The organism is Polluticoccus soli (assembly GCF_029269745.1).
Lineage (GTDB): Bacteria > Bacteroidota > Bacteroidia > Chitinophagales > Chitinophagaceae > Polluticoccus > Polluticoccus soli.
In genome coordinates this window covers 433,335-451,547 of sequence record NZ_JARJHT010000001.1, presented here as the reverse complement: position 1 = coordinate 451,547, position 18,213 = coordinate 433,335, and the positions used below count along the sequence as shown (strand labels likewise).

Here is an 18,213-nt window from a genome sequence, read left to right as displayed (position 1 = left end):
TGAAGCAGATACGAGATAAATGTGGAAAAATGTTATTAGGGTTGTGCTTCATTTGTTTTGTTTATTTTTCACCTATGAAAATCTTTTCTGCTCTGCAGATACGGGCCTGTGACGCTTACACCATCCATGCAACAGGCATTACCTCGCGCGACCTGATGGAGCGCGCGGCCGGAAAATGTGTGGAATGGCTGATGGCCAACTTCGAAAAGGAAGCCTTGTTCGTGGTGCTTTGCGGAACCGGTAACAATGGAGGGGACGGGCTGGTGATCACGCGCATGCTGAACCGCCTTGGCTATGGGGCTAAGGCTTTTTTGCTGCAATTCAGCGAGGAACTGTCAACCGATTGTAAGGCCAACCTGGAAAGACTGCAGAATATCGATAGCAGCCTGGTCGATATATTACAACCCGAGACATTTATTACAGATATTCCGGCCAACATCGTGATCGTGGACGCGATATTAGGCACTGGGCTGAACAGGCAGGCGGAAGGTTGGATCGCCAGTTTTATTGGTCATATTAATGATAGACCCAACCGGAAGGTCTCGATCGATATACCAAGCGGTATGCCGGCCGATAACGTTCCTGGAGAAGGAGCTGCCATTATTAAGGCCGATGATACGTTAAGCTTCCAGTTTTACAAACGCGCATTCCTGCATCCTGAAACAGGAACTTATGCCGGAAATGTACATATACTGGATATCGGGCTGCATGAAACTTTTATTTCGTCGACGCATAGCAACTACCAAACCATAGATGAGGCGGATGTGCGTGCTATTTACAAACCTCGTCTGCCTTTTTCTCATAAGGGCACTTTTGGAACCGCGTTGCTGATAGGCGGTAGTTACGGTATGATGGGGGCCATTTCACTGGCGACGAAGGCAGCAGGCCGTGCAGGTGCAGGCAAGGTTCGCTCACTAGTGCCGGAATGTGGCTATAGTGTTATCCAAACCTTGGTGCCGGAGGCAATGTGTGGCACAAAGGGAGAGAAATATATTACCCGCATAGCAGACTGGGAGAATGCGGATGCTATTGGTATAGGTCCGGGTATCGGCACCAAAGAAGAAACGATCAAAGCGTTTGCAAATTTCCTGGAAGCATGCAAGCAGCCCGTAGTTATAGACGCTGATGGGTTAAACATATTGGCAAAACAACCGGAACTGCTTCATAAGATACCGGCAGGTAGCGTGCTTACCCCACACCCGGGAGAATTTGAACGCCTGTTCGGGAAGACTGCAAACAGTATGCTGCGCCTGGAACATGCACGTACGCAGGCTATGAAGTTTAATATCACCATTGTGCTCAAGGACAGGTATACTGCAGTTATTAGCTCCGAAGGTGAATGCAGGTATAATATTACAGGCAATGCAGGGTTAGCGACCGCAGGTTCGGGTGACGTGCTCACCGGTATCATCACTGGGCTTATCTCACAGAAATATGACCCGCATAGTGCAGCAGTGTTAGGCGTTTACCTGCATGGGTTAGCAGGTGAATCTGCATCTCAAATACATTCTGAAGAAGCTATGGTGGCAGGTGATGTGATCGATGCACTGGGAAAGGCTTTTCAAACAATACGATGAGGTCTTAATGCAACAATGCGGCAATGTTTATAGCATTGCCGCATTGTTTTATACCGAATTGACTAACTAGAATTCGTACCCAATATCCCTGCGGTAGTACTTGCCTTCGTATTCGATATGCTCAGCATTTTCGAAGGAAGTAGCTAGGGCGTCTTTTAATGTTTCTCCGTAAGAAGTAACGGCTAATACACGTCCACCGCTGGTAACAGTGTTGTGTTCCTTTACAGAAGTACCTGCGTGAAACAGGATACTACCATGTGCGTTATCAAAACCGGTCATCACTTTGCCTTTAGGATAGCTGCCGGGATATCCTTCTGACACCAGCATAACAGTACAAGCAGCGCGTTTGTCGTGTTTTATCTCTACTTCGTTCAGCTTGCCTTCGTGCATGCTGACGATCAGCTCAACGAGATCATTTTCGAGGCGCGGCATTACTACTTCCGTTTCAGGGTCGCCCATGCGGCAGTTGTATTCTATCACATAAGGATCGCCACCAACATTGATCAGGCCAAAGAAGATAAAGCCATGGTAAATGATGCCTTCTTCTTTCAATCCCTTTACAGTAGGATCGATGATGCGCTCTGTAACTTTCTGCATAAAAGCAGCATCTGCGAATGGCACCGGAGAAATAGCGCCCATGCCACCGGTGTTCGGGCCCGTATCGCCTTCGCCGATGCGTTTGTAGTCTTTAGCTTCCGGCAGACGCACATAATTGGTCCCATCGGTCATTACAAAAACAGAGAGCTCGATACCTGTCAGGAATTCTTCGATCACTACTTTCTTGCTCGCCTCGCCGAACTGTGCCTCCTTGATCATGGTAGTGAAGCTGGCGATGGCTTCCGCTTTTGTTTCTGCGATGACTACACCCTTACCGGCAGCAAGACCATCGGCCTTCAGCACGATAGGCAGGCTGTGTGCATCGAGGTAAGCCATGCCTTCGTCAAAGTTCTCTTCTGAGAACTCGCGATAGCCGGCAGTTGGTATGCTGTGGCGGCGCATAAATTTCTTAGAGAAAGCCTTGCTGCCTTCCAGCTGCGCACCATCTTGCGAAGGGCCCGCAACGATGATGTGTTTTAGTTCCGGATCGTTCTTTACAAAATCCCAGATACCCGCTACCAGCGAATCTTCACCGCCGGGAAACAAAATGTCGATCTTGTCTTCAAGGCACACTCTTTTGATCTCTTCAAAATCTGTTACAGAAAAGTTCAGGTTGCTGCCATATTGTGCAGTGCCTGCATTGCCGGGAGCAATGAACAGTTCTTTGCAATATTTGCTTTGACGAAGTTTCCATGCGATGGCTGACTCGCGGCCGCCAGAACCAAGTAGTAATATATTATATGCCTGCATTGTAATATTAAATGTAACCCTGTTGAAGGGGCAAAATTATTCAAAACCAAGGGTTATCTTTCACGAAATTTTTAAAACTGCTTTATGGAGCAACAAACGGCCAACGGGCGTAAGCACCCGAAGGGATTACCTTTTTTGTTTTTTACAGAGATGTGGGAGCGTTTTGGCTACTACCTGATGCTGGGCATTTTTGTTCTGTATATGATAGATGTAAAGCGCGGCGGTCTTTCCCTGCCCGACAAAACAGCTGATGATATCTTCGGAACATTTATCGCTTTTACCTATCTCACTCCCTTTCTCGGTGGTTTCCTGGCCGACAGGAAGATAGGGTATGTAAAATCGGTGTACCTCGGCGGTATCCTGATGGCAGCCGGTTATTTGGGCTTAGCTCTGCCGGGTATGACCATGTTTTATACTTCGGTGGCGCTTATTATTATAGGTAACGGGTTCTTCAAACCCAATATTTCTACACTGTTGGGTAACCTGTATTCAGAGCCGGAGTATCGTCAACGTAAGGACTCAGGTTACAACCTGTTCTATATGGGTATCAATATCGGTGCTTTCCTTGGCCCGATACTGGCCGCATTTATGCGTAATAAGTACAGCTGGTCGGCTGCGTTTGCTACCGCAGGGGTAGGTATGATCATTGGTTTGATCGTATTCTCCATCGGTTTGAAACACATTCGTCACGCAGACGTGCTGAAACCAGTACAAAAAGAAGATGCAAGTATGGCAACGGTATTTGGCAAGGTGTTCCTGCCGGCGCTTATCTGTGGTGTGATAGGTTGGGTGGCTCCGCACTATGTATTTGGCGTCGAAAACATCTTTGGTAGCAACAGTACCGATGGGTTCATATTTGCTGCCATACCTATTGTTATCTTCTACGTGTCGATCTGGGCAAAGGCCAATGCTACTGATAAACGTCCGATAGCCGCGCTGTTAGTAATATTTGCATTGAGTGTAGTATTCTGGGCGGTATTTAAACAAAACGGCACGGCACTTACACGCTGGGCTAAATATTATACCGATCGCCAGGTGGCCGAATCGGTCGAAGGTCCTGCACGTGCATTGTACCAGGTGGAGACCATGCCCACCAAGATCGACTCTGTTGTGAAATATGACGACCAGTTCCAGGCGGTGAAAGAGGGTGGTAAAACAGTAAAGATCCATGACAGGGATGTGTATTTCCGCAACCTGCCTGCCGACAAACAACCTACCAACGATGAACCGGTTTATCTCATTAGCACAGAGTTATTCCAATCGGTAAACCCGTTTTGGGTTGTGGCTTTGACGCCTGTTGTGGTAGCATTCTTCGCCATGATGCGGCGCAAGGGTAAAGAGCCCACAACAGCTACCAAGATCGCATTTGGTCTTTTGATCTCCGGCTTGTCTACATTGGTAATGGTAGGTGCAGTTTATGCCGGAGGCAATGGTGCAGAAAAAGTATCGCCTCTGTGGCTGGTAGGAGTTTATGGTGTGATCACTGTCGGTGAGCTTTTGCTTAGCCCGATGGGATTATCACTGGTCTCTAAACTTAGTCCGCCAAGGCTGACAGCGCTGATGATGGGTGGATTCTTCCTGTCTACTTCAATAGGTAATAAGATGTCGGGCGTGCTGGCAAGTATGTGGTATGACTACGACAACAAAGCAAACTTCTTCCTCGTTAACTGCCTTCTGTTAGTTATATCTGCCGGACTTGCATTCGCTGCTCTCCGCTGGTTGAACGGTGTAATGAAAGAGAAGAATATTAATTAATACATCAAACAATACAACTGGCGGTGCATTTCTTAAGGAATGCACCGCTTTGTTTATTTAAGTAGCTTGTATGTTATGTTGGTCTCGCTCTCATTGCTTTAGCAGCACCACGACTTAGTTATCCACCACGTAATTCACATCGAATTTCATCTCTTGATTATTTTATTATCTTTCGCGATTATTCAAACAAAAAACCTTTTATGAGCGAACAAAAAGGCCATCCTAAAGGATTATACGTCCTGTTCTTTACTGAGATGTGGGAGCGCTTCAGCTACTACGGTATGCGTGCCATCCTGATCCTTTTCATGACCAAAATGCTGCAGTTCGATTCCAAATTTGCATCGGGCATTTACGGAAACTTTACTGCTGTTGTTTACCTGACCCCACTCATCGGTGGTTTTATTGCCGACAGGTATTGGGGTAACCGCAGGTCTATTTTTACCGGTGGTATCCTGATGGCGATCGGACAGTTTATATTATTCTTCTGCGCAGCGTCTGTATCTACCGATCTGGGTCTGGCCAAAATATTGTTTGTAGCGGGCTTAACGGCACTAGTGTTGGGTAATGGTTTATTTAAGCCAAATATATCAACAATGGTAAATCAGCTGTACGGCCCCGGCGACAAAAGAGTTGATGCGGCCTTCTCAATATTTTACATGGGTATCAACCTGGGCGCATTTTTCTCTCCGATTGTCTGCGGCTGGCTTGCAGACAAAGTAGATTATAAATGGGGCTTTTTTGCAGCTGGAGTTGGTATGGTATGCGGCTTGATTGTTTTCCAGATGCTGAAGGATAAATATATCGTCACTGCAGACGGTAAGCAGATTGGTGGCAAACCAGCAAAATCTGACGCTGCTGCCGCCGATGATGCAGGTGAAAAAGTAGTTGCGTACGACCGTGAAGCAGATTTTGCTGCACAGCAGGATCCTAAACTGTCAACTGCAAAAAAATCAGAATTTACACCGACGCGTATTGGTACCTGGCTGGTTATTTATGCTGCGTTGTGGGCATTCTTTATGCTGGTTGTAGATTTTAACTGGATTAGTACGCTGGTATTCGCTACCTCACTTACGGCTTCAGGTTTCATCATTACCGATCCGAACCTGACCAAGATAGAAAGAGACAGGATCATCGTTATTTACATCGCTGCCTTCTTTGTTATCTTCTTCTGGAGTGCGTTTGAGCAGGCCGGTGCTTCGCTTACACTGTTCGCCGATCAGCAAACTGACCGTATGATATTTGGTTGGGAAATGCCGGCTGCATGGTTCCAATCAGTAAACGCGCTCGCAATCATTCTGTTTGCACCGTTGTTCGCAAGCTTTTGGACAGCCCTCGGTAAGAGGGATAAAGAGCCAGCTTCTCCAACAAAACAAGCTTTCGGTCTTTCATTGCTGGCACTGGGTTATCTTTTTATTGCGATGGGTGTGAAGGGCGTTGACGCTTCAACAAAAGCTTCTATGTTCTGGCTGCTTGGTATGTACGTCTTACATACATGGGGTGAACTTTGCCTGTCGCCGATTGGTTTGTCAATGGTTGCTCGTCTTGCTCCTGCGCGTCTTGCTTCGTTGCTGATGGGTGTATGGTTTCTTGCCAACGCTATGGCTAATGATTTCGCGGGTATGCTGAGCAAGCTTTATCCTGAGGGCGGCCAGGCAACATCGTTCTTTGGTTTCAAGATTGAGACGCTGAACGACTTCTTTATGATATTCGTGGTACTGTCAGGTGCTGCTGCAGTAATCCTCTTCTTGTTGTCGAAGAAGATGCTGAAGATGATGCATGGCCTGAGATAAGAACATTGATAATTTTGAAACGCCCGCTTGATTCAAGCGGGCGTTTTTGTGGGTGATAAAAAGGGTTAATCAGAAATAAGAACTAAATTGGCTCAGATTAATTAAAAGACTATAAATGGCTTCAGAGACACTAACAGTAGAACAGATACAGAATTTTAAGGGGAAGTATCCCAAGCAACTTTATGTATTGTTCATGACCGAGATGTGGGAACGCTTTACCTTTTATGGTATGCGCGCCCTGCTTATCCTCTTCATGATATCGGGCGCTTCCTTCGAAGCTTTTCCAGATGAAAAAGCGAATCTTACCTATGGTGCATACCAGGCGCTGGTTTATGCAATGCCGGTATTCGGCGGCATACTTGCAGACAGGTTGATGGGTTTTCGCCGGGCGATATTCTGGGGCGGTATATTGATGGCGATAGGAAACTTTACGCTTGCCATTCCTCATAACATTTGGTCGTTTTACCTCGGTATGGGTTTCATTGTTGTTGGTAACGGTTTCTTCAAACCTAACATATCTTCGATAGTTGGTAACCTCTACGCGCCTAATGATCCACGCAGGGATGCGGGTTTCTCTATGTTCTACATGGGTATCAACATAGGTGCTTTCCTGGGTAGCCTGTTGTGTGGCTGGATCGGACAAAGCTATAGCTGGCATGCAGGTTTTGCGCTTGCGGGTATTTTCATGATCGTAGGCCTGATCGTATTCCTTACCAATCAAAAAAGCCTTGGACCGATAGGATTACCGCCTGTGCCGGGTAAAGAAGAACAAGTTGCATTGGGAGATATGGCGGACCGTCCACAAGACCAGCCGGCAGAAAGGATCACTGTAGACAAGGCTATATCTAATTACAAAACAAAAGAACGCCTGGTGTTCATCGGTAGCATCATCGCTATTCCATTGTTCGCGCTCCTGTTATATTACTACAAGGTGATGGGATCTGTGTTTGTTCCGTTTGGTTTGATAGCACTGGGTTATATTCTGTACCTGTCTGGCAAAGAATCGCTGGAAGCAAGATTGAAAATATTTGCCGCGCTGGTAATGATCATCTTCTCGATCCTGTTTTGGGGTTTTTACGAGCAGGGTGGTGGGTCACTCAACCTCTTTGCTGCACGTAACGTGAACATGAACTTCTTCGGCATCGAGCTTTCTTCTGCAGCCGTGAACAACTCGGTAAATCCTGTGTGGGTGATCTTGCTGAGTCCAGTGTTCGGTTATATATGGCTGGTGTTGTCTAACAAAAAACTGGAACCAAATTCTCCATTGAAGTTTGCAATTGGGTTGATACTGCTCGGGTTGAGTTTCTATGTTTTCGTTCTTGCAGGACATGCAGCAGGCACAGACGGTAAGATATCGCTGGGCATGTTCGTAGTGGGCTACTTTGTAATGTCTTGCGGTGAGCTTTGCCTGTCGCCTATAGGTTTGTCGATGATCACTAAATTATCGCCTGCAAAAATGGTGGGTCTGATGATGGGGATGTGGTTCCTGGCGAGTGCATTTGGTCAATACGTGGCCGGCCTTGTTGGTACGCTGATGGCTATTCCTTCTGAAGGTGGTGAAGGTACGGGCCTTGCAGTGAACCCGGTTGAAACACTTCCTGTTTATATGGGTGTGTTCGAGAAAATAGCCTGGGTATCTATAGGTTGCGGTGTGTTGCTGCTGTTGCTCTCGCCGCTATTGAAGCGCTGGATGAAAGACGTTCACTAAAATACAAGCCCCGCAGTAGCGGGGCTTTTTCTTTGTAGTACCGGCTTAAAGAGTTTTTTTTGCACTGATATGGACAAATACGCCGTTATAGTAGCCGGGGGAAAAGGCATGCGCATGGGCACAGCCATTCCTAAGCAGTTTCTGCCATTGGCGGATCAGCCTGTACTGCATCATACTATCAAAGCATTTCTTACAGCGTTTCACGATATTCATATCATACTCGTATTGCCCGCCGACCAGGTGAGCTATGCACAGATGATCTTGCAATCGTTCCCGGAGCGCATCGATATGACCATCGTCACTGGTGGGGAAACGCGTTTCCATAGTGTGCAGAATGGATTGAAAGCCTGCGGCGAGAACTCGGTGATATTTGTTCACGATGGTGCTCGCCCCTTAATTACATCTGATCTCATACAACGCTGCCATGAACAAGCGTTGCAAGTAGGAAGCGCTATACCGGCAATCTCGGTTGCAGAGAGCATGCGTCTGGTAGAAGATGAGAAAAGTGTTCCTATCAATCGCGACCATCTGCGTATTATTCAGACTCCACAGACCTTCCGTTCAGAGATCATACTGCCTGCTTTTCAGCAGCAGTATATCGAAATGTTCACCGACGAGGCTACGGTTGTAGAAGCTCATGGCACAAAGGTTTTCCTGGTAGAAGGAGAGCGTAGTAATATCAAAGTGACCACACCCGAGGATATGGTAATTGCGACCGCGCTGCTAAACGATAGAATGCAGTATGACTAGGTTGTGGATGATATTGCTTGTGTTGAGTTGCGCGTTGAATACACAGGCGCAGCGTTACGACAGTAGTATCTTCTCCATGCCTATACAAATGGATGCTGTCACAATTAAAGCTGCACGTGGCGGCTGGGATCTCGCAGGGTTTATCAGGCGGGTGAGAACTGACACGACTTTCTTCAAGGCATTCCATAACCTGCGTTTCATCAACTACACTGCTACCAATGATATCAGGGTTCTGGATAAAAAAGGCAAAGCGTCGGCGTCGCTTTTCAGCAGAACGAAACAGTCGTATGCTAATGGCTGTCGAACCATGCAGGTGTTGGAAGAGCATACGACAGGCGATTTCTACAAACACAATAAGGAACACCGGTACTATACCTCAGAGCTATACGACTACCTGTTTTTCACTCATGGAAAGGTTTGCGGTGAGAAGGAAAGCATTGCAGGCTATCTGGATGAACGGGGCAAAGGACAAATAGAAAAGAACAAACAGAGGCTGAAGATCCTGATGTTCAGTCCCGGGAGTAAAGTGTCTGGTGTGCCTCTGATGGGTGATAAGGCGGCTATTTTTGAGCCGGATGTGGCGAAGATGTATGATTTTAAATTGAGTTCTGACGAATATAATGGCGAAGATTGTTATGTGTTTCGTGCGATTCCCAAAAAAGAATATGCTGATGACGTGGTGTACAATGATCTTATCACCTGGTTTCGCAAAAGCGATTATACCATCCTGGCCCGGGATTATTCTCTCTCATACAAGGCGGGATTATATGATTTCGATGTAAATATCAAGGTGCGAACGCAGCAGGTGGGTAAGCGTTTAATACCCGCACGGCTGGAATATGATGGGAACTGGCATGTATTTAGCAAAAAACGTGAGCGGGTGCGGTTTTCAACCGTGATAACCCCGTGAAAAAGAGATAATTTCGCTTCGTGATCTCCCAGAGCTCCATACAGGAAGTATTGAACCGTGCCGATATACTGGATGTTGTCGGACAATTTGTGCGTTTGAAGAAACGTGGAGCTAACCATATAGCCAACTGTCCTTTCCACCACGAAAAGACTCCATCGTTCTATGTTTCCGGCGCAAAAGGCATCTACAAATGCTTTGGTTGTGGTAAGGGCGGTAACGTGCTCACGTTTGTGCAGGAGCACGAAAAGCTCACTTATCCTGAGGCGATACGCTGGCTGGCAGATTACTACAAGATAACGCTTGAAGAAAGCGAGCGTACTCCGGAGCAGCAACAGCAGCAGCTGGCTGAGGAGAGCCTACGCATTCTTAATGAATGGGCAGCCAGTCAATTCCAACAAACGTTATTGCAAACCGAAGAAGGGCAGACAATAGGTCTTTCTTACTTCAAGCAACGTGGTTTTAGAAAAGAGATCATCGACCGTTTCAGGCTAGGTTATAATCCTGAAGGATACGATCATTTCTATAAAACAGCCATCAATAAAGGATACAATGCCGACTTGCTTGAGAAAGCAGGCCTGGTCAAGAACCGTAGCGGTATGTACCACGACGTCTACCGCGGACGTGTGATCTTCCCGATACAGAGCATGACTGGGAGGGTGTTGGGTTTTGGTGCACGGATCTTGAAGAGCAATGAAAAAGCTCCTAAGTACATCAACACGCCAGAGAATGAATTGTACAACAAGAGCCGCGTGCTTTATGGTATGTACCAGTCGCGGCAGGCTATCGGTAAGCTGGACGAGTGTTTCCTGGTAGAGGGTTATACGGATGTTATCTCGTTACACCAGGGTGGAGTAGAGAACGTTGTTGCCAGTAGTGGTACATCGCTAACAGAAGATCAACTGAGGTTAATAGGTCAGCTGACAAAGAACCTGACCATACTATACGATGGCGACGCTGCCGGTGTGAAGGCTGCCTTACGTGGCCTTGATATGGCGCTGGGGCAAAGCTTCAATGTGAAGCTTGTATTGTTCCCTGAAGGGGACGATCCGGATAGCTTCATTCAGAAAGCAGGTGCGGCTAAGTTTCATGAGTATGTAAAGACGCACAAGCAAGATGTTATCGGTTTCCGCCTCGAAGTAGGCATGAAGGAAGCTGCGAGCGACCCTGTTCAAAAATCGAAGCTGGTAAACGAGATAGCAGAAAGCATCTCCCGTATCAATAAGGCGGAAGACTTTGCGCTGCAGGACCACTATATACGCGAAGCTACCCGCAAGCTGCAGGTGGAAGAAGCTGGTTTCATCAATCTTGTCAATAAGTACATTCGCGAGAAGGTAGATGGTGAAAAGAAGTTCCAGTCGCGACGAAATGAACGTGCTTCAGAACCTGTAGAAGAGGGAATGGATGCGCCGGAAATGCCGGTGCAAAGCATGACGCTCCCTAAAGGCGATGAGCAGCAGGAATGGGAACTGGTGCGTGTGTTGCTGGAACAGGGGGCAAAAGCTTACGAAGGTTCTGAGAATGTTGCTGAGGTGATACACAACCGCGTTGATCCCGATCTTATTGATACCATACAAGTAAGACAGATATACGATGGTTATTTCCATTACAAAGACACTTTCGGCAATTTGCCTGATATCGCTTACTTCGTGTCTCACCCTGATGTAGCCATCCAGCACAGAATGGCAGGCTTGTTCCAGACCAAAGATTCAATGAGTGAAAAATGGAAGACTACTTACGGAATCGAAACGCTGAACGGCGAATTCAACTACATCAATGAAGTGGATAGCATGCTGGCATATTTCGAACTAAAGAAGATCAAGCTGGTACAGACGGAAATAATGAACCGTTTAAAGACGGAGCAAGACATCAACAAGATCACGGCCCTTCACAGGAAATTCCTGGAGTTGAAGCAATCCGAGTCTGAGGTTGTAAAGAAAATGGGAACAGTTATCCTAAAACAGCTGAGTAGGTAGTATGGCGAGGATAATGGCACTGGACTATGGTAAAAAGCGTACAGGTGTTGCCGTGACAGATCCCTTGCAGATCATTGCCACCGGCCTTGCAACGGTAGATAGCAATGAATTGATAGGTTATCTAAAGAAGTACTTTCAGCAAGAGCAGGTAGAAAAGGTGCTCATTGGGTATCCCTTAAATTTTGATGACACTGCCACCGATGCCACTCCTTTAGTGGAAAAGTTCATCGGTAAGTTTCAGCATGTGTTTCCAAACCTTCCTATTCAGAAAGTGGATGAACGTATGACATCGCGCATGGCCTCACAGGCTATTGCAGAGATGGGGCTGAAAAAGAAAGACCGTGAACGCAAAGGGCTTATAGACACAGTCAGCGCGGTCATCATATTACAGGAATACCTCGAAAGCCGCTCCTAATTCGTATCTTTGCGGGCTATAAGAGTTTTTAAATAATGAATTTACCAATTGTTGCATACGGGCATCCGGTATTGAGAAAGGTTTGTGACGACATTACGGCCGAATACCCCGATCTGCAGAAACTGATAGCTGATATGTGGGAAACCATGTACAACAGCAGTGGTGTAGGTTTGGCTGCTCCGCAGATCAACCGTGCTATACGCTTGTTTGTAGTGGATACAGAACAGATAGTTGAAGGGTTTGATGAAGAAGACAAACGCACTTATCCTAATGAAAAACCAATTAAGCGCGTATTCATCAATGCGCACATAGTTGAAGAAACAGGTGAGATGTGGTCTTACAACGAAGGTTGCCTGAGCATACCTAAAGTAAGAGAAGATGTAAGCCGTAAAAAACACCTGAAGCTCCGCTTTATGGACGAAAACTTCGTGGAGCATGTAGAAGACTTTACAGGCATTACAGCGCGCGTTATCCAACATGAATACGATCATATAGATGGCAAATTGTTCATTGACTATATGCCGCCGCTGAAGAAGCGCCTGATGAAAAAGAAACTGGATGATATTACCAATGGTAAAGTAAGAACAGATTACCGCATGCTGTTTGTCAAGTAAAAGCAAACAGTACCTGCATAAAAAAAGCACTATACTCAGTATAGTGCTTTTTCTTTTGGGTCTGAGCCCGATTATATCTTGCGATGCTGGCTGATATAGTCCGCCATAGACTGTACGGATCCCAGCACTTTGCGGCCTTCGCGCGCATCTTCTATTTTAATACCATAGTTGCGTTCCAGCAATACCATTAGCTCCAGGGAATCAATGCTATCAAGCCCGAGACCTTCACCGAACAAAGGCGCGTTATCATCAATATTTTCCGGTTTCATGCCCTGCAGGTTCAGCGAATCGATGATCTGTTGCTTGAGCGTTACTTTAAGATCTTCCATACTATTTTCAAATGTGCCGCAAAATTAAGCGAATCGGCGGCTTTTGCACATTTTTGTTATATAAATAATTTCTGTGTTTTAAAGGGTAAAGGCTTTTTCAACCAGTTGCTGTTGCTCCTGTGCATGCTTTTTGGCAAAACCAGTTGCTGGCGAAGCGCTTGCCGGGCGGCTGATGAAGCTCATCGGGAAGTTTTCCAGGTTTAGCTTCAGGAATGATTGGGCACCCATGTTCGCCGGTTCTTCCTGTACCCACACCCATTCTGCTTTCTTGTACTTTTCACGAAGCTGTTGCAGTTGCGCTACAGGCAGCGGGTAAATTTGTTCCAGGCGAACGATAGCAACATCAGCGCGGTTCTCAGCCAGTTGTTTTTCGCTCAGGTCGAAGTACATCTTACCGCTACACAGCAACACGCGTTTTACTTTTGAAGCGGTCTTAGTGTTTGGATCATCAAGCACTTCTTTGAAGCCACCTGAAGTGAAATCTTCAATAGGAGAGTAAGAACGTACATGGCGCAGGTTAGCTTTTGGCGAGAAGTTCACCATTGGCTTGCGGAATGGCCATGCCAGCTGCCTTCTTAAACCATGGAAGAAGTTGGCTGATGTAGTGATATTGGTAATCACCATGTTGTACTCAGCGCAGTTTTGCAGGAAGCGTTCCAGGCGGGCACTTGAGTGCTCTGGTCCACCACCTTCGTAACCGTGAGGCAGTAACATTACCAGGCCGTTCATGTTAGCCCATTTCTGTTCGCCACTAGAAATATACTGGTCGATCACGGTTTGGGCACCGTTTACGAAGTCGCCGTACTGTGCTTCCCAAACAACAAGGTTGTTAGGATTAGCCATAGCATAGCCATAATCGAAACCTAATACCGCGAACTCGCTCAGCAGAGAGTTGTAAATAAAGAAGGCGCCTTGCTTATCGCTGAAGTGATTCAGCCTGTTGTGCGCTTCGTTTGTCTTCTCGTCGTAGATAACGGCGTGGCGATGCGAGAAAGTACCGCGTTTTACGTCTTCACCACTGAGTCTTACTTCATGGCCAGAGGTAAGCAGGCTGGAGTAGGCCAGCAGTTCACCGGTTGCCCAGTCAACCTTACCTTCTGTTTCAAACAGTTTTATTTTATCCTGCAGCAGCTTTTCCACTTTACGCAGTGGCTTGAATTCAGCAGGCCATTGCATCAGTTTAGTCAGCAGGTTTTTAAATTCATCTTCTTTAATAGCAGTAACCGGTGACTGTCCAAAGTCTTCGGCAGTAGAACGTCTCAGTTCTTTCCACCACAGTTCCGGCTTTTGGTACACGTAAGGCAATGGGTTTTGCTTCACTTCGTCGAGGCGCTTTTGCAGCTCGTCCCAGAAGTTCTTTTCCATATCCTTAGCCAGCTGCTGCGCTTCAGATTCACCGTTTTGCAGCAGGTATTGTGTGTACACCTCGCGTGGGTTAGGATGCTTGTCGATCAAGGCATACAACTGCGGTTGTGTGAACTTAGGTTCATCACCCTCGTTGTGACCATGGCGGCGGTAGCATACCATGTCGATGAAGATGTCTTCACCAAACTTCTGACGGTAAGCGATAGCCAGTGATGCTGCTTTTACGACAGCTTCGGGATCATCGCCATTCACATGCAGCACAGGAGCCTGCACCATAGATGCGATGCTGGTGCAATAGTCTGCAGAACGTGCATCATCAAAGTCGGTAGTGAAACCGATCTGGTTGTTGATGACGAAATGGACTGTACCACCTACGGCATAGCCCTGAAGCTTGCTCATTTGAAGCAGCTCGTATATCACACCTTGTCCGGCAACTGCGGCGTCGCCGTGTATCAGGATAGGGAGTATTTTGCTGTAGTCGTTGTTGTAAAGTGTATCTGCCTTAGCGCGAGCGAAACCAGCAACAACAGGATCAACCACTTCCAGGTGCGAAGGGTTGGGCACCAGTTGCAGGTTTACTTCTTTTCCATGAGGCGTAGTAATGTGCGATGCGAAGCCAAGGTGGTATTTCACGTCGCCGCTACCCATGGTCATGTCGGCAGGCATGTTGCCTTCAAACTCAGAGAATATCTGTTCGTAGGTTTTACCCAGTGTGTTAGCGAGCACATTCAGGCGGCCGCGGTGCGCCATGCCTATTACCACTTCCTGCACACCGAGGTCTGCACCTTCGTTGATCAGGGTGTCGAGGGCAGGGATAGTGCTTTCGCCACCATCAAGGCCAAAACGTTTTTGGCCAATGTATTTAGTGTGGAGGAACTTTTCGAAGATCACACCTTCGTTCAGCTTCTCCAGTATGCGCTTTCTTTCTTTCAGGGTGAAAGGCTTTTGCATCATTTCTTCGAATGCAGCCTGCACCCAACGGCATTTGTCGCCTTGGTTGATGTAGGTGTATTGAATGCCTACGTTGCTTGCATAAACCTTTTTCAGCTTGGCGAGGATGTCGCTCAGCTTTGCTTTGCCCAGGCCAATGAAAGAACCTGCATGGAACTCTTTGTTCAGATCGGCTTCTGTCAGATCAAAGTTCTGTAGTTCCAATTCCGGTTTGCGGTCTTTACGCGGACGGATAGGATTGGTAGTTGCTATCAGGTGTCCTTTTTTACGGTAGGCTTGTATCAGGCTGTATACAGCCAGCTCCTTAGCCAGTTGCTCGTTACTTACAGGTGTTTTGTCTGTCGGCGCAGCAGTAGTGTGGCTGCCATTACCGTTTACTTTCGTTACAGCAAAATCGAATCCTTCAAAGAACTTTTTCCACTCAGGATCTACTGTTGACGGGTCTTTCACATAGTCTGTGTACAAAGACTCAATGTAAGAAGGGTGTGAGCTCATCACGTATGAAAAATCTTTCATCGTATAACCGTTCGTTTGGGTATTTACTCGTTTGAAATTCAGGACAGCCAGATAAAGTCCGGGCTAGCCCCGCAAATTTAATCCAAATAGCTTATGTACAATTGAAGAAATTCAAATAATATATGTACATATTAGGGTTTGTAACATTAGTTTATCAGTGTCCACGTAAACCCGAAACGTATCATGGTATTAGGCAGGCCGTAGATAGGTGCTGCTACAGCATTTGCCCGGCCATTTAGCATCAATTGCAGTTGGTCGGCCATCACATAAGCGCGGAAACGCTTAATGCGAAAGTTAAAGAAAGCTGAGACCTCCGGCGTATTGCTCTGCTCAACCGAGTTTTGATAAAGGAACCGCGCAAACAGCGGTGCATAACCTGCCTGGTGGTAGGGGCTATGATAACGTGCTTCCACACCAGTGGCAATCTGCAGCAGGTTTCTGAACACAGCGGTCTCGATGCTTAATTGGTGCCTGCCCAGCAATAGCGGAACATTAACCGGCCCGCCGCCTGCCACCTGCTGGTAAGCCAGCTCGTTATCTAATACTACCGCGCGCCACCTAAATACCTTTCGCAGCCATACCTGTGTCAGGTTGAATGAAGGTGCGTATTGTGCCGGTAGTTGTTTTTCGTCGAGATAGATGTAGTTGCTGATAAGATAGCTGCGCACACCACCCGAAAGTTTCAGCCAATCGTTCTCAATAGTACCGTAGATTCGGGTAACGCTTTCTTTATTGAACGTAGCCAGTATGGTATCGTAATCGGTTTGGTAGGTGGTGTAATTGTATGGCGCGTTATTGATCTCCTGCCTGAATCCTGCGAGGATATTGCCCAGGCGCGCACTCAGGTTTTTACCCAGCTCGGCCTGCAGAAGTGAGTTGCCAGCTGCCTCGCCCGAGGTATAAAAAATAAGTTTTGCATTGTAAAACCAGGAACCGGTATCAACAGCATCCTTGGTGGCGTCTGCTATAACATAGTTGCTCCAGATAGCGTTCTTTATATTACCCCTGGGATATTCGTCGGTGAATTTGTCGTGACGAATACCAACGCCTGCATTTACGCGAAGCTGGTTTTCGTACTTACCTAGAAAGCCTCCCAGCAAAAGCTGGTTGTCGAACATGATCCAGCGCTGGGTCATCATTACCGAGTCTCTGAGACCATCGCCGATAAAGGAATGCTGAAAGAATGGGTCGTATCGTAGTGAATCCGGTGTGAAATCGCGGAATCGGTACTTTTGCGATTGTGCCTGGAAACGGTGTGTAATGCCAAACCTCGGAGTGAATTTGTATTTATAGTAAGTAGAATCTTCGTTGTATAAAGTATCTGTACGACCAAAGGCATAACGGTGGTTCACCATGAACGAAAAGTCGCGCAAGGTGTTAGATACTGCTGAACGGCGAATGCGTGTATTGGTACCAAAATTATCGTTCTGGAAGTTAACGGGGATGATGATCGGGTCTTCATAATCTGGCGAATCCAGGAAACTAGCACTAACGACCCCGCCATTCTCATCGTTCTGCTCAAGATTATACACCAGTGCGCTGTATAGCTCGTAGTGCTGATCGCGGCTTTGGTAATTGGTGCTCAGGTAAGCATTATCGTGGTTGGTGCGCTGGATATTGTAATAGCCCGGTGACGTGATCTTACGATAGCGGGCCGCAATATTCCAGTTTGGCTGAATATTCTGCGTATGCAATAGTTCCGCTGTCTGCTCCTGCTTACTACCCAATTGGAAGGTGAACGTGGAGTAGGGACGGTTTGTGTTATAATAATAGATGCTGTCCACATCGAAGCGATACACGTCGAATATGTGGTAACCCAAAGTGGGTCCTACCCTGTACTCGGGGGTAAACAGCAGGTTGGTAGTAGGGCCGCCATGGTTGCCCAGGTTGCGATACCAGGGTTGAGAGAATGGCCTGCGGTGAAAAGTGTGTATAGTGGTATCGGGTTCATACAGCTTTTCAGAGTGCAGCTGCCTGAACGATATGGATACCTGCTCGTTGTGCCATTCGTTGGTATTGGTCTTGTTGGTGCTGGTATCGCGCTGGGGTGCGGTAGGGAAGGTGGTAGGTGCACCTTGTGGTTGGCGTTCCTGTGCACTGGCGACGTTGGCGAGCACAAGCCAGCCAAGGGCCAGCACAAAAGCATAATATATCCGGCGGTTGTTCAATCGTAGCGGTTGCAAATTGCTCGCAAAGTTAGGTAATAGCCGTCA

General features: G+C 47.0%; 13 protein-coding genes. 9 read left to right on the top strand and 4 right to left on the bottom strand.

Translation table 11 applies throughout. The features are described 5' to 3' along the window. Nucleotides 1-74 precede the first annotated feature (74 nt). Complete coding sequence (locus P2W83_RS02180; protein WP_276132045.1) at nucleotides 75-1,577, top strand: NAD(P)H-hydrate dehydratase; 1,503 nt, start codon at nucleotides 75-77, stop codon at nucleotides 1,575-1,577. 66 nt (nucleotides 1,578-1,643) lie between these two features. Here the strand turns inward: P2W83_RS02180 and purD are convergent, their stop codons facing one another. Continuing rightward, nucleotides 1,644-2,924 carry a phosphoribosylamine--glycine ligase gene (gene purD, locus P2W83_RS02175; RefSeq protein WP_276132044.1) on the bottom strand — a complete coding sequence of 427 codons (1,281 nt, stop codon included), beginning with the start codon at nucleotides 2,922-2,924 and terminating at the stop codon, nucleotides 1,644-1,646. An 84-nt stretch (nucleotides 2,925-3,008) separates the two neighbouring features. On the opposite strand from purD, the gene P2W83_RS02170 reads away from it, so the two are divergent. From P2W83_RS02170 to def, 8 genes are all read left to right on the top strand, one after another. Then, the gene (locus P2W83_RS02170; RefSeq protein ID WP_276132043.1) at nucleotides 3,009-4,679 is read left to right on the top strand and encodes a peptide MFS transporter; all 1,671 of its coding nucleotides are present in this window, start codon (nucleotides 3,009-3,011) and stop codon (nucleotides 4,677-4,679) included. Between the two features lie 200 nt (nucleotides 4,680-4,879). Continuing rightward, complete coding sequence (locus tag P2W83_RS02165) at nucleotides 4,880-6,469, top strand: peptide MFS transporter (RefSeq protein ID WP_276132042.1); 1,590 nt, start codon at nucleotides 4,880-4,882, stop codon at nucleotides 6,467-6,469. A gap of 115 nt (nucleotides 6,470-6,584) precedes the next feature. Continuing rightward, complete coding sequence (locus tag P2W83_RS02160) at nucleotides 6,585-8,177, top strand: peptide MFS transporter (RefSeq protein WP_276132041.1); 1,593 nt, start codon at nucleotides 6,585-6,587, stop codon at nucleotides 8,175-8,177. A gap of 69 nt (nucleotides 8,178-8,246) precedes the next feature. Then, nucleotides 8,247-8,927 (top strand): 2-C-methyl-D-erythritol 4-phosphate cytidylyltransferase, encoded by a 681-nt coding sequence (locus P2W83_RS02155; protein ID WP_276132040.1) that lies wholly within the window; start codon nucleotides 8,247-8,249, stop codon nucleotides 8,925-8,927. Further along, the gene (locus P2W83_RS02150) at nucleotides 8,920-9,837 is read left to right on the top strand and encodes a LolA-like protein (RefSeq protein WP_276132039.1); all 918 of its coding nucleotides are present in this window, start codon (nucleotides 8,920-8,922) and stop codon (nucleotides 9,835-9,837) included. The genes P2W83_RS02155 and P2W83_RS02150 overlap by 8 nt, the downstream gene beginning before the upstream one ends. A 20-nt stretch (nucleotides 9,838-9,857) precedes the next feature. Continuing rightward, nucleotides 9,858-11,810 carry a DNA primase gene (gene dnaG, locus P2W83_RS02145; RefSeq protein ID WP_276132038.1) on the top strand — a complete coding sequence of 651 codons (1,953 nt, stop codon included), beginning with the start codon at nucleotides 9,858-9,860 and terminating at the stop codon, nucleotides 11,808-11,810. 1 nt (nucleotide 11,811) lies between these two features. After that, the gene (gene ruvX, locus P2W83_RS02140; RefSeq protein WP_276132037.1) at nucleotides 11,812-12,225 is read left to right on the top strand and encodes a Holliday junction resolvase RuvX; all 414 of its coding nucleotides are present in this window, start codon (nucleotides 11,812-11,814) and stop codon (nucleotides 12,223-12,225) included. A gap of 35 nt (nucleotides 12,226-12,260) precedes the next feature. Further along, complete coding sequence (def, locus tag P2W83_RS02135) at nucleotides 12,261-12,839, top strand: peptide deformylase (RefSeq protein ID WP_276132036.1); 579 nt, start codon at nucleotides 12,261-12,263, stop codon at nucleotides 12,837-12,839. Nucleotides 12,840-12,910: 71 nt separating this feature from the next. Here the strand turns inward: def and P2W83_RS02130 are convergent, their stop codons facing one another. From P2W83_RS02130 to P2W83_RS02120, 3 genes are all read right to left on the bottom strand, one after another. Further along, a complete protein-coding gene (locus P2W83_RS02130; protein ID WP_276132035.1) occupies nucleotides 12,911-13,168 on the bottom strand; it encodes a phosphopantetheine-binding protein in 258 nt (85 codons plus the stop codon). Nucleotides 13,169-13,246: 78 nt separating this feature from the next. Beyond that, the gene (locus P2W83_RS02125; protein ID WP_276132034.1) at nucleotides 13,247-16,000 is read right to left on the bottom strand and encodes a 2-oxoglutarate dehydrogenase E1 component; all 2,754 of its coding nucleotides are present in this window, start codon (nucleotides 15,998-16,000) and stop codon (nucleotides 13,247-13,249) included. 146 nt (nucleotides 16,001-16,146) lie between these two features. Further along, entirely contained in the window at nucleotides 16,147-18,168 is a 2,022-nt protein-coding gene (locus tag P2W83_RS02120) for a putative porin (RefSeq protein ID WP_276132033.1), read from the bottom strand. Nucleotides 18,169-18,213: the final 45 nt, after the last annotated feature.

What these genes read in the sequence shown, in the direction of transcription:
- P2W83_RS02165 (WP_276132042.1), top strand. Translation starts at nt 4,880, where the DNA reads ATGAGCGAACAAAAAGGCCATCCTAAAGGATTATACGTCCTGTTCTTT.
- P2W83_RS02160 (WP_276132041.1), top strand. Translation starts at nt 6,585, where the DNA reads ATGGCTTCAGAGACACTAACAGTAGAACAGATACAGAATTTTAAGGGG.
- P2W83_RS02130 (WP_276132035.1), bottom strand. Translation starts at nt 13,168, where the DNA reads ATGGAAGATCTTAAAGTAACGCTCAAGCAACAGATCATCGATTCGCTG.
- P2W83_RS02150 (WP_276132039.1), top strand. Translation starts at nt 8,920, where the DNA reads ATGACTAGGTTGTGGATGATATTGCTTGTGTTGAGTTGCGCGTTGAAT.
- purD (WP_276132044.1), bottom strand. Translation starts at nt 2,924, where the DNA reads ATGCAGGCATATAATATATTACTACTTGGTTCTGGCGGCCGCGAGTCA.
- P2W83_RS02170 (WP_276132043.1), top strand. Translation starts at nt 3,009, where the DNA reads ATGGAGCAACAAACGGCCAACGGGCGTAAGCACCCGAAGGGATTACCT.
- P2W83_RS02125 (WP_276132034.1), bottom strand. Translation starts at nt 16,000, where the DNA reads ATGAAAGATTTTTCATACGTGATGAGCTCACACCCTTCTTACATTGAG.
- P2W83_RS02155 (WP_276132040.1), top strand. Translation starts at nt 8,247, where the DNA reads ATGGACAAATACGCCGTTATAGTAGCCGGGGGAAAAGGCATGCGCATG.
- P2W83_RS02180 (WP_276132045.1), top strand. Translation starts at nt 75, where the DNA reads ATGAAAATCTTTTCTGCTCTGCAGATACGGGCCTGTGACGCTTACACC.
- def (WP_276132036.1), top strand. Translation starts at nt 12,261, where the DNA reads ATGAATTTACCAATTGTTGCATACGGGCATCCGGTATTGAGAAAGGTT.
- ruvX (WP_276132037.1), top strand. Translation starts at nt 11,812, where the DNA reads ATGGCGAGGATAATGGCACTGGACTATGGTAAAAAGCGTACAGGTGTT.